Annotated in this window: 14 protein-coding genes; 4 read left to right on the forward strand and 10 right to left on the reverse strand. The window is 67.3% G+C overall.

The window, feature by feature from the left end:
- Nucleotides 1–417 precede the first annotated feature (417 nt).
- A complete protein-coding gene (locus FNH05_RS18650; RefSeq protein WP_144589981.1) occupies nt 418–1,491 on the reverse strand; it encodes an amidohydrolase family protein in 1,074 nt (357 codons plus the stop codon).
- A 107-nt stretch (nt 1,492–1,598) separates the two neighbouring features.
- Between FNH05_RS18650 and FNH05_RS18655 the strand changes: the two genes are divergently transcribed.
- Entirely contained in the window at nt 1,599–2,018 is a 420-nt protein-coding gene (locus tag FNH05_RS18655; protein ID WP_246127821.1) for a MarR family winged helix-turn-helix transcriptional regulator, read from the forward strand.
- A gap of 384 nt (nt 2,019–2,402) precedes the next feature.
- Nucleotides 2,403–3,098, forward strand: a complete 696-nt coding sequence (locus FNH05_RS18665) for an alpha/beta hydrolase (RefSeq protein WP_144589983.1) — start codon at nt 2,403–2,405, stop codon at nt 3,096–3,098.
- Nucleotides 3,099–3,249: 151 nt separating this feature from the next.
- Here the strand turns inward: FNH05_RS18665 and FNH05_RS18670 are convergent, their stop codons facing one another.
- The 5 genes from FNH05_RS18670 to FNH05_RS18695 form a co-directional block, all read right to left on the reverse strand.
- Nucleotides 3,250–3,789: a hypothetical protein gene (locus FNH05_RS18670; RefSeq protein ID WP_144589984.1), complete on the reverse strand. Its 540-nt coding sequence runs from the start codon at nt 3,787–3,789 to the stop codon at nt 3,250–3,252.
- A gap of 115 nt (nt 3,790–3,904) precedes the next feature.
- Nucleotides 3,905–4,300, reverse strand: coding sequence for a hypothetical protein (locus tag FNH05_RS18675; RefSeq protein ID WP_144589985.1), 396 nt, complete (start codon nt 4,298–4,300; stop codon nt 3,905–3,907).
- A 169-nt stretch (nt 4,301–4,469) separates the two neighbouring features.
- Nucleotides 4,470–5,393, reverse strand: coding sequence for a recombinase family protein (locus tag FNH05_RS18680; protein WP_144589986.1), 924 nt, complete (start codon nt 5,391–5,393; stop codon nt 4,470–4,472).
- 402 nt (nt 5,394–5,795) lie between these two features.
- Nucleotides 5,796–6,509 carry a recombinase family protein gene (locus FNH05_RS38860; protein WP_425458462.1) on the reverse strand — a complete coding sequence of 238 codons (714 nt, stop codon included), beginning with the start codon at nt 6,507–6,509 and terminating at the stop codon, nt 5,796–5,798.
- A 25-nt stretch (nt 6,510–6,534) separates the two neighbouring features.
- Nucleotides 6,535–6,870 (reverse strand): ArsR/SmtB family transcription factor, encoded by a 336-nt coding sequence (locus tag FNH05_RS18695; protein WP_144589987.1) that lies wholly within the window; start codon nt 6,868–6,870, stop codon nt 6,535–6,537.
- A 119-nt stretch (nt 6,871–6,989) separates the two neighbouring features.
- On the opposite strand from FNH05_RS18695, the gene FNH05_RS18700 reads away from it, so the two are divergent.
- Nucleotides 6,990–8,132, forward strand: coding sequence for an FAD-dependent monooxygenase (locus tag FNH05_RS18700; protein ID WP_144589988.1), 1,143 nt, complete (start codon nt 6,990–6,992; stop codon nt 8,130–8,132).
- Between the two features lie 133 nt (nt 8,133–8,265).
- On the forward strand, nt 8,266–8,490 hold the full coding sequence (locus FNH05_RS18705) for a hypothetical protein (RefSeq protein ID WP_144589989.1): 225 nt from the start codon (nt 8,266–8,268) through the stop codon (nt 8,488–8,490).
- A 60-nt stretch (nt 8,491–8,550) separates the two neighbouring features.
- Here the strand turns inward: FNH05_RS18705 and FNH05_RS18710 are convergent, their stop codons facing one another.
- The 4 genes from FNH05_RS18710 to FNH05_RS39760 form a co-directional block, all read right to left on the reverse strand.
- Nucleotides 8,551–9,915, reverse strand: coding sequence for a Tn3 family transposase (locus FNH05_RS18710; RefSeq protein ID WP_246127819.1), 1,365 nt, complete (start codon nt 9,913–9,915; stop codon nt 8,551–8,553).
- Between the two features lie 4 nt (nt 9,916–9,919).
- Complete coding sequence (locus FNH05_RS39340) at nt 9,920–11,365, reverse strand: Ig-like domain repeat protein (RefSeq protein WP_342781578.1); 1,446 nt, start codon at nt 11,363–11,365, stop codon at nt 9,920–9,922.
- Nucleotides 11,366–11,642: 277 nt separating this feature from the next.
- Nucleotides 11,643–11,792, reverse strand: a complete 150-nt coding sequence (locus FNH05_RS38130) for a hypothetical protein (protein WP_186382613.1) — start codon at nt 11,790–11,792, stop codon at nt 11,643–11,645.
- 123 nt (nt 11,793–11,915) lie between these two features.
- Nucleotides 11,916–13,033 (reverse strand): Ig-like domain repeat protein (locus FNH05_RS39760; protein WP_144589990.1); only part of this gene is annotated, 1,118 nt, incomplete at its 5' end.

A 13,033-nucleotide genomic window follows, 5' to 3' on the forward strand; every position in this document is an offset into this window, starting at 1 on the left:
AGTCTCGCGTGGCCCGCTCCTGAGGGATGACGATTGCGCTCGCTGCGGTCCACACAGCTGCCTTCAGTGCGGTGAGACCGATCGAGTGTCGCCGGTATTCGGCGCAGTGCGCCAGGAGCGCACGAGCTGCATCCGAATAGGTCGGCTCCATATCATTAGCCTCCTGAGAACGAGTTGACAGTGACCACGATCCGACCGCCGTCCTCTGTGATCACCTGAACGGAGCCGGGGACCTGCGGACGCTGGAGAGTCTGTGGCACGTGGCCGAACGCTATATCAGGCTGACTCAACCAGCCCGAGGAGCACCGGCGCCGTAAACGAGCGCACGCCTTCCTCCTCAAGGCTTTCCGCGACGCCGTCGCCGCAGCCGTGCTCCGCCACCTGGACGAATGGCGCGGGCGGCGCTCGACCACACGGTCACCTGACCTGCGTACCGCCGATCCAGACGTGCCGGATCCGGGTGGTTGCCCGGATGTCGGCGGTGGGGTCGCCGTCGACGAGCAGAAGGTCCGCTCGTCGCCCAGCGTCCACGACGCCGCGGTCGGGCAGGCCGAAGACTTCGACGGGCGTGCTGGTGGCCGCGCGGAGCGCTTCCACGGGTGACAGGCCGGCGTCGACCAAGAGTTGGAGTTCTTCGTGCAGTGTCTCTCCATACGGCCTCGACAACGGTCCGAACGGGTTGGCATTCGCGTCGGTGCCGGCCAGAATCGTCACGCCGACCTCATGGAGACGCCGGACCGACTCGCGTGCGTTTTCATAGTCCATCGGCAGTGCACTCCGGCCCTCGAAGGCCCTGCACATTCCCCGCATCATGCCGAGTGTCGGTGAGGCGACCGGGACCATTCGTGCCAGGTCCGCGCTGAGGACGGCATTCATCGGGGTATGGGTCACGATGTCCGTGCCCGCCTCCACGGCCACCCGATAAGTCGCGCCGGTGGTCGCATGTGCGATGACCTTCAAACCGTGCTGGTGAGCCGATCGGACAAGGGCCGTGACCGTTTCCGGAGCAAGCGCATTGCTGTCGGGTAGTTCGGGGTCCTCGACGAGGATTTTGAGGTAGTCCACGCCGTCACGGACCCGGCTCGCGATGAATCCCTCCACGGCGTCAATACCGGACACGGCGATGTCGTCCGGAAAGCCCATCGTCTTGATCGGTCTGGAGTCCGGAGCGAGAGCCGGATAGCCCGCGCTGAACAGATCAGTGAGCCCGTCGAGATGACGCAGTGCCAAGGTTTCGCCGGGATGCGCCGCGGCCATGTCGAACGCGGTGGTGACTCCCCATCGGGCGCACTCCTCGAGCGCGGCGCGCGTTTCCACGTGCACGTGGGTGTCGATCAGTCCCGGCAACAAGGTGCCGCCGCGACCGTCGACCGTACGCGCGCCCGGCGGAGGGCACGCCGTGATCCGGCCGCCGTCGAAGTGGACCGACCGGGGCGCCGTCAGGCCGGTTCCGTCGAAGACTCGGACGTTCTCAATCGTGATGGCTTCCATCGCGGCTCGCTCCCTGGTGGCAAACTAGACCAGTAAGTAGACTACTTAGAACAGTAACTTGTCTAGTTGGAGATCCGATGTCGACCCCTCTCCCGCTCTTGCTGGCCATGGCCTTCCGACTGCTCATCGATCGGTTGCACGAGCGCCTCGCCGCCGAGGGAGAACCGATACGACCCGTGCACGGCTTCACGATCAGTCATCTGATGAACACCGACGGGGCAACGGCGGTGGAACTGGCCGCCTATCTCGGCATCACCAAGCAAGGTGCCGCCCATATCGTCGGAGAACTGGAGCAGTCGGGACACGTCGAGCGCATCGACCACCCCACGGACAGGCGCAGTCGTCTGGTCGTCGTAACCGAGAAGGGGAGGTCGCTGGTGACCCGTGCGGCTCAGATCTGGGCCGAAGAGGAGGCGAACTGGGCCAACCTCGTAGGCGCCGACCGGCTCGAAGACGTGCGCGACGCGCTGCAGACCTTCGTGACCGCAGGCGGCGACGAAGCCTTCCGCCTACGGCCAGTCTGGTAACCGGTTTGGTTTCCGGATTCCAGGTCCTCAGCGTCGATCGAAGCGGGCGTGAAGTCCACGGACTCGGGGCAGCCCTCCGTGCCGCGCTGAGCGGGCGGCCGAACGTGTCGAGTTGACGTTGCCGTGCATGCCCGAGGACGGCTCGCAGAACGGCATCGCGGGTACCGAAGTGGTAGATCAGCATGCGGGCGGAGGTGCCGGTGGCCGTGGCCAGCGGGCCGAACCGGCCGGGGAGGCCGTGGGCCAGGGCGTAATCGGTGCAGGGTCGAGCAGTCGTAGTCGGATGTCCGGCTGCGGCCGTCTACACAGTGTGCCATCTGTTCACGTAACAGTGATTATGTCTAGCGTCGCACAGAAGAAATCACGGTAGCGGTGGAGGTGGCGATGAAGGTCGTGTTCGTGCATGGGGCCTGCGTACGGGACGGGTCGTGGTGGTGGCACCGCACCGCCGCGCTGCTGGAGGAGCGAGGGGTGGCGAGCGTGGCGCCGGCGCTGCCGAGCTGCGGCGAGACAGGGCGGTCCGCGGGCGCCGACGGGCCGGGGCTACCGGAGGACGTCGCGGCGGTGCGGCAGGTGCTGCGGGATGACGACGAGCCGACCGTGCTCGTCGCCCACAGCTACGGCGGCATTGTCACCGCGGAAGCGGCCGCAGGATTCGGGTCGGTGCGCCACGTGCTGCTGGTCTCCAGCTACCTGCCCGAGGTCGGGCAAAGCCTATCGGAGTTCGGGGACGGTGGCCCTGCCCCGTTTCTCGATGTCGACCCCGATGCCGGGACCTTCGGGGTCCGACCCGAACTGCTCGTGAGCACGTTCCTGCAGGACTGCGACCCCGACGTTCAGGCGCAGGCGTCGCAGCACCTCGCCCGGCAGAGCGTGCAGGTGACCCACCAGCCGGTCGGGGCGGCCGCGTGGCAGCAGGTGCCCTCAACTTATCTCGTCTGCACCAAGGACCAGGGCACGCCGCCACGGTTACAGCGCGAGTTCGCCCGCCGGGCCGGCAGCGTCGTTGAGCTCGACACCGGCCACCACCCATTCCTGTCCCAGCCCGCCGCAGTCCGAGACCTGGTGCTGAGCCTCTGACGGCGGACACGTAAGAGCCGGCCGGCACCACCCACCCGACTCACCGACGGCCTGGTCCATGGATGCGGCGCACGGCTTTAGTACCGATATCTTGTGTTATAGGTAGCAATCCGCGGGCCTGGGTGGGGATCCGGGGCTTTCCGATGTCTTATCACTCGTGGAGTGCATCCCTGTCAGGGTGATCGAGGCTCGTCTGCCCATGCCCCTGGCTGTCGTCACGTAGGAACTTCAGGGCCGTCACTGGGTCTCGCGGAATGTGGCTGGTCCTCTCCATTACGGCGGCCTCCATCTCGCTGATGGTCCAGACGACGACATTGCCTTCGGTCTTGATCAGGATGATCGATCCCAGGCGGACGACGGCATTGGTCTGCTCCTTCACGACCGTGAGCAGGGCGGCCACTGGCTCGGCCTTCGCCTTGTCGATGTCCGCCTGGCGCTTGCCCAGGCCCTCCAGTTCAAGGGCACGCTCCAGCGTGGCCAGATGCTCCCGCACAGCTTCGGAATCGCGGCCACGTGCCCACAAGCGCTGAAACCAGGAACCCCGAACGGCGGGTTTCTCGACGTCGGCCTCCAATCCGAACTCCCGCAACACGGTGACGACCGCTTCCTTGAGTTGGCTTCCGTCGTCGTCGGCGGTGTAGATCGACGCCGGTGCCCACCGGCCGAGCTCAATCATCTCGTGCGCGAACAAATCGAATCTGCCGAAAAACTGCGGCTGCGGCCACTGCGACTTGTCTGCGATTCCAAATTTGATGAGAATATCGTTAACGTCGTTTTTTGTAGTGGCAGGTAGCTCTGCTACCTGCCTAACGTAGCCTTATGCGAGATAGCTCTTCTAGATATCTGGTCTGAGCAAACATTTCCGAATTGTCGTCTGGCAAGCGTTCGTGCGAGATCAACAAACTTTTCTGGCTATCGGTCAATGCCGTCAAGGATCTCCCGAACCAGGCTAGTAGGCAAACGGCTCCGGAGAAGATGCTCAGCCAGCTGAGACGGCCCGCCCCCAGGGCAACCAGCACCGCACCACCGAGCAGCAGTAGCGGTCCCACGACCAGGGGAACCCGCATCACCAGGTTGCTCCAGAAGAACAATAAGTTGCTCCGGAACGATGGTTCGGCGAATGCCAGCGCGGCAGTCAACACGCCGATGCCGAGCAAGATCCAACTTGCCTCGTCGGAGGCGACCCAGCCCACAACTGTCACGTTGGTGACTGTAGGCATACTTTCGATCCGAGCGGGCGAATTCGACGAGCTGGCTCGGCCTCACCGGGCTTGCCCCGGGTGTTATCGCAGATAGCGGCCCACTACCTGCGATACCGCCCGTGCTGACCTGCGGCGGAGGCCCCTCGCCGGGCGGGGCGACTCGGGTGCCTTATCTGTGGTCGAGAACGGGGGCGGTGTTGTTCAGCCGCTCTGCGTAGATCCTGTATGCCTTGCGGTCGGCAGGCGAAGCACTGTCGGTGTTGAGCACCGCGGCGGTGGTAAGCAGCGCTTGGTGCACGTCGGGCAGTGCGGTGACGTGCAGGCTGTAGCCCTGGCCGCGGCGCACCTCGCGCCCCCGCTGCAGGGCGTGACGTTCTGCTTCGCCCAGGCCGTCGTGTTCGGACAGGTGCCGAGCGATCTTGCCTGGCACTTCGATCCGCACCGGACGCGGCGCATCGACGGCGGCGGGCACTTCATGTTCGGGGCGGCCAGGCATCAGGTCGGCCACGGCGGTGCGGATCGCGACCCTGCTCACCCCGTGCTCGCGGGCCAGGGCGGCGATGCTCGTGCCCTCGCGGTACGCCTGCCGCACCTGGTCCCGGGCGCCGAGTTGGGCGAGGCGCGGTCGTCGGCCGGAGCGGGCTCCCTGGGCCCAGGCGGCGGCCAGGCCGTCGCGGGTGAGTTCGTTTTGCAGGTCGCGCTGGAACTGACCGACGGAGACCAGGACGTTGACCAACATGGTGGTGGTCGCGTCGGTGGCGGCCAGGTCGACGATGCCCGACAAGGCGCCGGACAGCACGCGCAGCTTGAGGCCGTGGCCACGGCACCACTCCCGCACGGCCAGGATGTCCGCGAGGTCGCGACACAACCGGTAGAGCTCCGACACGGTAAGCCGGTCACCGGGCCGCGCATAGCCGGCCAGCTCGCGGAAACCGGCGCGCTCCAACGCGGGGATCTTCGAGGAGGTCGCCGGGTCGGCGAACAGTCGCACGCTGTCCGCGCCGTCGACCAGGCCAGCCTCGGCGAGCGGGTGGGTCTGCCGCTGGGTGCTCTGCTCATCGGTGGACACCCGGGTGTAGACCAGTTCCGCCACGACTGCCCGCCCTCTGTTCGACTGTTGCCGCCGTCGACGGTTCTACATGTCGTCAAACCCTGTCGTCAATTCGGAATGGATCTCATTGGATCAGGCCGCCGGTTTCCGCATGATCGGACCGATCCGATGCCGTTCGAGGCGAGGTGTCGTCAAAGGACCATTTGACGACAGGTACGGATGGCATCAGATCAGGTCCGTGCGGCCAGGATCGCCGGCGCTGGGCAGGTAAGCGCGTTGGTCCATGGATCGGTCGTGCTTCCTGGACGACCAGGACCGTCAGATGATCGGGCCCCGCCGCACGGACGCGGCGGGGCCGGGTGCGATTCGTCTGCTGGTTAGAGGGGTGGGAACCGAATACGCCAGAAAGGGGCCGCGGCCGGTCGTAAACCACTGGTCGGGGCATTAGCGTCGGGCGTCGCGGCGTCGGCGGCGGACGGCTTCGATGGATACGCCTGAGTTGATCAGTTCGGTGGCGTGGGCGTGGCGGAGCTGGTGGATGTCGACGCTGGCGGCGGTGCAGTAGTTGGTCCAGCGGTGGTGGGCTGCGTCGTAGGACAGGGGGCCGCCGTTGCCGTTGATGCTGGCGCGGAACAGCGGCCCCGAGGTGTAGCCGGTGCGGGCGAGGTAGAGCTTGAGCAGGGCGACGTAGCCGCGGTCGTCGAGCAGCATGGTGCGCACCGAGCCGGCAGCAGGAGAGATGCGTTGCCTGGTTGCGGCCGCGCCGGTCCAATGTGTAGACGACGATGGGGTGCCTTCGCGGGCGTAGCAGAGAAGTACGGCCAAGCCGGGGCGATCCACAGTGGCGCCGGTCGTCTTGTCCATATACAGCCGCTCGTCGGGGATACCGGCCTCGCCCAGCGCCGCGAGTTGGCGTACCAAACTCTGCTTGGTGGTGGACACACGGGCGTAGCCGAGTTCGAGCCCACTGGCGAGGCGGCGATCATTGACTCCCTTGATCCAAACGTACCGGAAGTCGTCGCCGTACCCGACTTTCGGTACGCAACTTTTCGAACAAACTTCCGGAACGATAGGCGGATCGATCGTCCGAGGTCGCGCGATCACGGAACCCTCGCCGGTGGCCCTGTTCCACTTCCAACGAAGCGGAACAGGGCCCACCTGCCCGCAGCGATCTCCGGTGTGCTCAGTGAGGAGCGGTACCGCCTTGGGGCTCTGCTTTCAGGAGTGCGAGCAGCCCGGGAAACCTCTTCTCGATCTCCGCGCGTCGTAGTCGGATGCCCTTGCGGTTGCCGTAGTCGATCTCGTCGATGAGGCCCGCCTCGCGAAGGACCCGGAAGTGGTGGGTCTGGGTCTGCTTCGAGATCGGGAGAGCGAACGAGTTGCAGCCCCGTTCGCTGTCGCTGTGGTCGGCGGCCAACTCCGTCATCACCGAACGACGGTGCTCGTCGGCGAGGGCGCGAAACACCACGCCCAGATCCAGCGCATCGGCCTCCGGCCCGACCTGGTTCGTTCCGGCCACGGGCACCCCCTTCAGGTACGACTTGCATCGTACCTCAGTGGCGTGTTCTACTCGAGTACGAAATCAATCGTACCTAGACGGCCGGGAATGTGGTCGTCGACGCTCCGAGAGGTCTTGTCATGAAGAAGCCCGAGGTGCTGATAGTCGGTGCCGGAATCGCCGGGCCCGCGCTCGCGTACTGGCTCGCCCGGAATGGATACCGGCCGACGGTCGTCGAGCATGCCCGGCAGCTGCGCTCCGGTGGTAGCGCGATCGTCGTGAAGGGGCCAGCGATCCCGGTCGCCGAGCGTATGGGCATCCTTCCGCAGCTTCGCGGGCTCGCCACGCGCAATCGGTCGCTGACCCTGCTCGACCCGGCCGGCAAACGAGTCCTGCGACTTCCCTCCTCCTCGGACGAGACGCCGACGGTCGAGGTGACCCGGGCCGACCTGTCCGAGGTGCTCCACCGGTCGGCGCGGGGCGATGCTGAGTTCGTGTTCGACGACACGGTCACCGCTCTCGACCAGGACGGAGGCGGGGTCGATGTCACTTTTCGGCGGTCCGCGCCGCGGCGCTTCGACTTGGTGGTCGGTACCGACGGGATGCACTCCACAGTACGGCGCCTGGTGTTCGGGCCCGAGCGGCAGTTCGTGAGCGATCTGGGTCTGTATGGCGCGACCGTCCCGTTGGAACCCGACGCCATCGACGACCCGAGCGAGCTGACGATGCTGACCGTGCCGAACCGGATGCTGGTCGTCCACCCCTCGCGGACCACCCCGCTCGCGATCTTCACTTTCCGGGCCGCACGGCCGGCGCCCCACGACCGCAAGAACATCGCACTTCACAAGCAGACGGTCGCCGACGCCTACGCCGACGTGCGGTGGCGGGCGCCGGAACTTGTGGCGGCGTACCTCGACCACCCGGCTCCGTTCTTCGACCCTCTGACCACCGTCCGGATGCCCTCGTGGTCCCGCGGACGGGTCGTACTGCTCGGGGACGCGGCGGGAGCGACAGCCTTGCTGGGCGACGGGTCCAGCATGGCGATGGCGGGCGCGTACGCCCTCGCGGACGAGCTCGCCGCCCATCCAGGTGATCACGCCCGCGCCTTCGCTGCCTACGAGTCGCGGCTCCGCCGTGAAGTGCGACCGCGGCAGCGACGCGTCGGTCTGGTCTCCCGGCTCATGGTGCCCCGCACCCGGCCGGGCCTCGTGGTGCGCAATACGGTGGCCCGCGCGGTCGGTCGCACGAGCCGGATCGCCGCTCGCGAAGCCGCGAACCGGTAGACCGGGTCCGCACAGACCGGTCACCGGTCGGCGCGCAGCTCCGCGATAGCTCTCAGCCGGGTCGACGCCGCCATGTCCGACGAACCCGGCTCGGCCGGCAGCGCTTCGCGCTCATCGTCGGCGAGGGGCCTTGTTGCGTGCGGTGGGTGAGATCATCGGCGTGAGCGTGCACGGCGACCGCGTCGCCCTGGACGGCGGTGCCCTGCGCCGCGACCAGGGCTACAGCCTCCACGTCACCGCCCTGCCCGACGTGCACCAGGCGCTGCTCACCGCCGCTGCAGCGCTGGGCACCGACCAGGCGTCCCCGGCCCTGTACCGGGCCTCTGACTCGGAAGCGATGTTGTCCATGCCGGGATGATCGGCCAGTCCACCAACACGATTGAGTGCCGCGGCGTTCCCACTGCCCTACTGGGACTGATCAGGCGCGCGGGGCGAACAACACCCGTGGCTCCAAGTCCAGCCGCGTGGTCGGCGTCTGGTCCGGCGGGGCGAGGTCGAGCACGAGATCGCCCATGCGGCGGATGGTGCGCTGAATGTAGGGCGTGATGGTGGCCAGATCATCACGATCGACCGGATAGCCCTCGGCCGCGAGCTGGTTGGCCACGTCGGTGATGTCCAGCGCGGTTGAATAGATCGCGCAGTTGGCCAGCAGCTCATTGAATTTCACGACGCGTTCTTGGTGGTCGGGGTCGTTGTGACCGATGAGCTTGCCGCCGATCATCAGCCACTCGGCATAGCCGTGGAATGCCTCGGCCTTGTTCGTGATGGCGGTGATCTGCTCCCGTAAACCCGGTTCCGATAAGAACCTCAGCAGCGTCACCGTGCGGATCACCCTGCCCAGCTCACGAAACGCCCGGTACAGGCGGTTCTTGTGCGAGTGGCTGCCCAGCCGCCGCAGCAGGGTCACCGAGGAGACCCGGCCTTCCCGGATGGAGATGCTGGTGCGAAGCAAGTCGGTCCAGTGCTTCTCGATCAGCTGCCAGTCGATGGTGTTGTCGCCGAACAGCGAGTCGATGTGCTGGTAGCGGGTGGCGGCATCGGGGCGGTAGAAGTTCAGGTCGTGCCAGTTGCGGATGCGCGGCAGCAGCTCGAACCCCAGCAACGCGGCGAGGCCGAAGACCGGCAGAGACTGACCTTGCGTGTCGGCATGGATCGTGTCGGGCTGCACCTCGGAGTCGTTGCGCAGCAACCCGTCGATGATGTAGACGGCCTCCCACGCCCCGCACGGTACGAAGTGGGAGAACAGGGCGATGTAGGAATCGGAGACGAACCGCATCGCCAGCCCGCCGTAACCGCCGTAGCGGATGTGGGACTCGGCCAGCAGATTGTTCTCCCAGGTGTCCACCTGCGACCCGTCCACCGCGACGATCTGCCCGTCGCCCCACACCCCGGCCACGTCCAGCCCGGTGAACGCGTTGATCACATCCGCCGAGCACTTGTGGACCTTGTCGGCGGTGGAGTGCTTGTTGCCTGCGGTGTAGAGCTCGTGCGAGGAGACCTGGCCGCGCATGTGCCGGGCGACTTCGGCGGCGCCGAGGTTCGCGCCGTAGGCGTAGGCGGTGAGCGCGTAGCGGCCGAGCGCGTCACCGCGGATCTTCGGATCCGAGCCCGAGGCCGGGCCGAGGTGGCGATGCCAACTGGTCAGGTACGCCGCGCGGGTGAGGGTGTCCAGCAGGCTGCGCTCGGGGAGCCGCTGGTGGATCGCCTGTTCCAGCGCCAGCGCGCTGGGGCGCCGGTCGGCGCCCTTGCGCCGTTTGAGCACCGGGCGGCCTTCCTCCAGCACCAGGTCACTGTTGGCCGGGTAGCCCGCATCTACTTGCGCCGCGGTGGTGGCGAGCTGGCGGCGATAGAACGTGACGAGCTCGCCCGCGTCGGTGGGGATACCGCCCTGCTCGCAAAACTGGGCGGGCCAGCGGCGCGCACTCGTCCCAGGCCATCAGCTGCGCCCCAAGATCGGCGTAGGAGTCCGACCCGGCCACCGCGATGTCACCGGAGCGCAGCTCGGCCGCCAGGTACGAGAACACGCACACCTCCAGGCGGCGACGGGCGAGCATGCCGGGGTGGTCCTTGCTTCGCAGCACCTTGCGCCAGGCCACGGTGGCGAACGCGTCGACGTTGATGGTGACAGTGACCTGCTGTCCGAGGGCCGGCACCGTGGGTTTGGTGACGAACAGGGGACCGGTGATGGTGCCGGTCACGGGCTGGCCGGTCACGGTCACCGGATCAGACTTCGAGGCGGGGCACAACCCGCCACCGCTGTAGCGCGCCACAATCGTGTGGGTTCCGGCGGCCAAGCCGTTCACGGTCAGGGATGCGGTCGCCGGGCCGCCGGTCAGGGGGGCGCTGCCCAAGGTGGTGGCGCCCTCGGTGAACGTGACCGTGCCCGAAGGTGTCCCGGCGGTGCAGGTCACCGTCGCGGTCAGGATCACGGGCTGCCCAAACCCGACGCTCGACGCTGAGGGACTCAGGGTGGTGTGCGAGGTCGGGGCGGTGATCTCCTGAGTCAGTGTTCCCTGGGAGGGCAGGAAGAAGCCCGGCGCGGGGCGGTAGTCGGCCATAACGCTGTGACTGCCCGGGGTGGCGTAGGTGACCGTGCACGCCGCCGTGCCCGAAGCACTCACCCGCACCTCGGTACAACCCAGGATCGGGAAGCCGTTGTCGGAGAAGCCCACCGTGCCCACCGGAGTCCCCACGGATGAGGTGACGGTCGCGGTATAGGTCACCGGCTGCCCCACCGATGCCGGACTCGCTGACGACGACACCACCGTCGACGTCGACACCTCAGGCTGCTCGATCACCAAACTGTGAAAGATCCCGGCGGCGAGGGTGGTGATGGTGTGCCCGGCCAACGCGGTGACTTCCACCGGCGTGGTCCGGAAGTCGCCGTATGCGCTGGTGCCGATCCCCAACTGGCCGTCTTCGTTGCTACCCCAGGCCCACACGTGCCCGGCCGAATCCAACGCCAGACTATGGCTGTACCCGGCGGCTAGGGCTGTGAACCGGACTCCTGGCGGCATCGACACGTTCACCGGCACGGCACTGTTGCCACCACTGCTGCCATTACCCAACTGGCCGGAGTGGTTGTAGCCCCAGGCCGACCCCGGGCAGTGAAAGCACCGCGCCAGTGGCGGCAGGCGCGACCGCCACCAAGCCCGCCAGCAGCGCCAGCACAACCGCCAGAACCCGGATCCGGGCACGCCGAATCCGTGACCAGGCACCACACCGCACTGCACTCATCACACCCGCGCCTCTCCACACCGCCGTTCGCTGAAAACGCCGGTCAGAGCACACAACGCCCACCCACAAGCCGCACACTGGACCAGACCATCGCGTGAACAACCATCCCCTTTCAGCCCCAGCACCGTGAACCAGTGACCTCGCCACCGGTCTCGGGCATGCGCAGAAGGATCGCTCATTCGGCCCGCGGTAGGGGCCGCCGCCGAGGCGAGGTGGACCGGGTGTCAGAAGCGCTCGCGGGTCTTGCCTGGCGCCGCGACGTCATGTCGATGCTCACTGGGCGCGGAAAGTCGCCCCGGAACGGATCTTGTCCGGCTCGGCCGTGATCTGGGCGCACTTCTGGTGTCCCCAGCCCTTACCGATCCCCTGCCGCAGCGGGGAGCGGCTCATCCGGTGCCACTCCGAGTTGGGCGCGGTAGGCAAGGTCTTGTGCTGTGAGCCGCCGGTTCGCGAGGTGCCCCGTCTCCGGCTCGGGCGCTGCCGGCCGGTGTGGCGGCTCGTGTTCCATCAGGCGTCCGCACGGCACCCCCGGGCGCACTCTGCTGGTCAGAGCACGGCGCATTGGCCGGTGCGGGGCCCATAGACGGTGTTGGGCAGCCCGGCGTTGGTGGGGGGCGGATTGTTCCCGGAGCAGGACAGGCTGCCGGTGATGGTGTTCCCGCCGATCGTGCTGTGCCCGCTGGTGGCGTTCACGGTGACCGGCCCTTGGATGCTGTTCGGGGCACACCCTGGGCCGCCGACGGTGACCGTGCCGGTCATGCCGGAGACGGTGACCGGCCCGGTGACCGTGGATCCGCACATCCGCAGTCCCGTGCCACTGGTGGCGGTGACCGGGCCCGTGATCGTCGCGTTCTCGACGTCGAGGGCCCCCTGGCCGGTGATGACCACCGGCCCCAGCACCCAGGTGCCCGGGGCCAGCACGGTGGGCTCGGTGACGACCAGGGTGCCCGGGTAGGCGCCGGAGAGGGGCAGCCCAATCACAGACACCGTGACCGGAGCCGAGTCGGAGGCGGGGCACGGTCCGCCACCGCTGTAGTGCGCCACGATGCTGTGGGTTCCGGCGGCCAGCCCGTTGACGGTCAGCGACGCCACTCCACCGGACACCGCTGCGCTGCCGAGCACCGTGGTGCCTTCCGTGAAGGTGACGGTGCCCGGCGGGTAACCGGCGGTGCAGGTGACCGTCGCGGTCAAGGTGATCGGCTGCCCGAAGGCGGCACTGGCCGGTGCTACGGCGACGCTGGAGGTGGTGGTAGTGACGCCCGTCCCATGAAGCGTCACGATGATGTCGCTGACGGTGCTGGTGGTGTAGCTCAGGTAGGCGATGTGGTCACCGGGCGAGGCAGGCGTGAAAATCACCGTAGTCACGCAACTTTGCCCCGGATGCAGAAGCCCCTCTACTGGTGCGAAAGGGCATCTCACGGAGGCCAAGAAGTTCGGTTTGAGTGCGCCAATTACATGGTCGACCACCAGATCCACGGTTCCGGTGTTGGTCAGGGTGATCGTGCGCGGGACGCTCCGCGTGCCCACTGTCTGGTTGCCGAAGTCAAGAAAGCGCGGCGTGATGGTGGTTTCTGGCGTGCCCGCTCGAGGGGTGGCCTCGGCCACCGGCGCGGCCGTGATCAGTGCCAGGGTGGTGCCCACGGTCAGGACCGCACGACCGGCAC

It is taken from the genome of Amycolatopsis rhizosphaerae, from assembly GCF_007713715.1.
Lineage (GTDB): Bacteria > Actinomycetota > Actinomycetes > Mycobacteriales > Pseudonocardiaceae > Amycolatopsis_E > Amycolatopsis_E rhizosphaerae.

Bases quoted from the DNA above. Each gene is read 5' to 3' on its own strand.
- FNH05_RS18665 (WP_144589983.1), top strand. From the start codon at position 2,403: ATGAAGGTCGTGTTCGTGCATGGGGCCTGCGTACGGGACGGGTCGTGG.
- FNH05_RS18650 (WP_144589981.1), bottom strand. From the start codon at position 1,491: ATGGAAGCCATCACGATTGAGAACGTCCGAGTCTTCGACGGAACCGGC.
- FNH05_RS18655 (WP_246127821.1), top strand. From the start codon at position 1,599: ATGGCCTTCCGACTGCTCATCGATCGGTTGCACGAGCGCCTCGCCGCC.
- FNH05_RS18700 (WP_144589988.1), top strand. From the start codon at position 6,990: ATGAAGAAGCCCGAGGTGCTGATAGTCGGTGCCGGAATCGCCGGGCCC.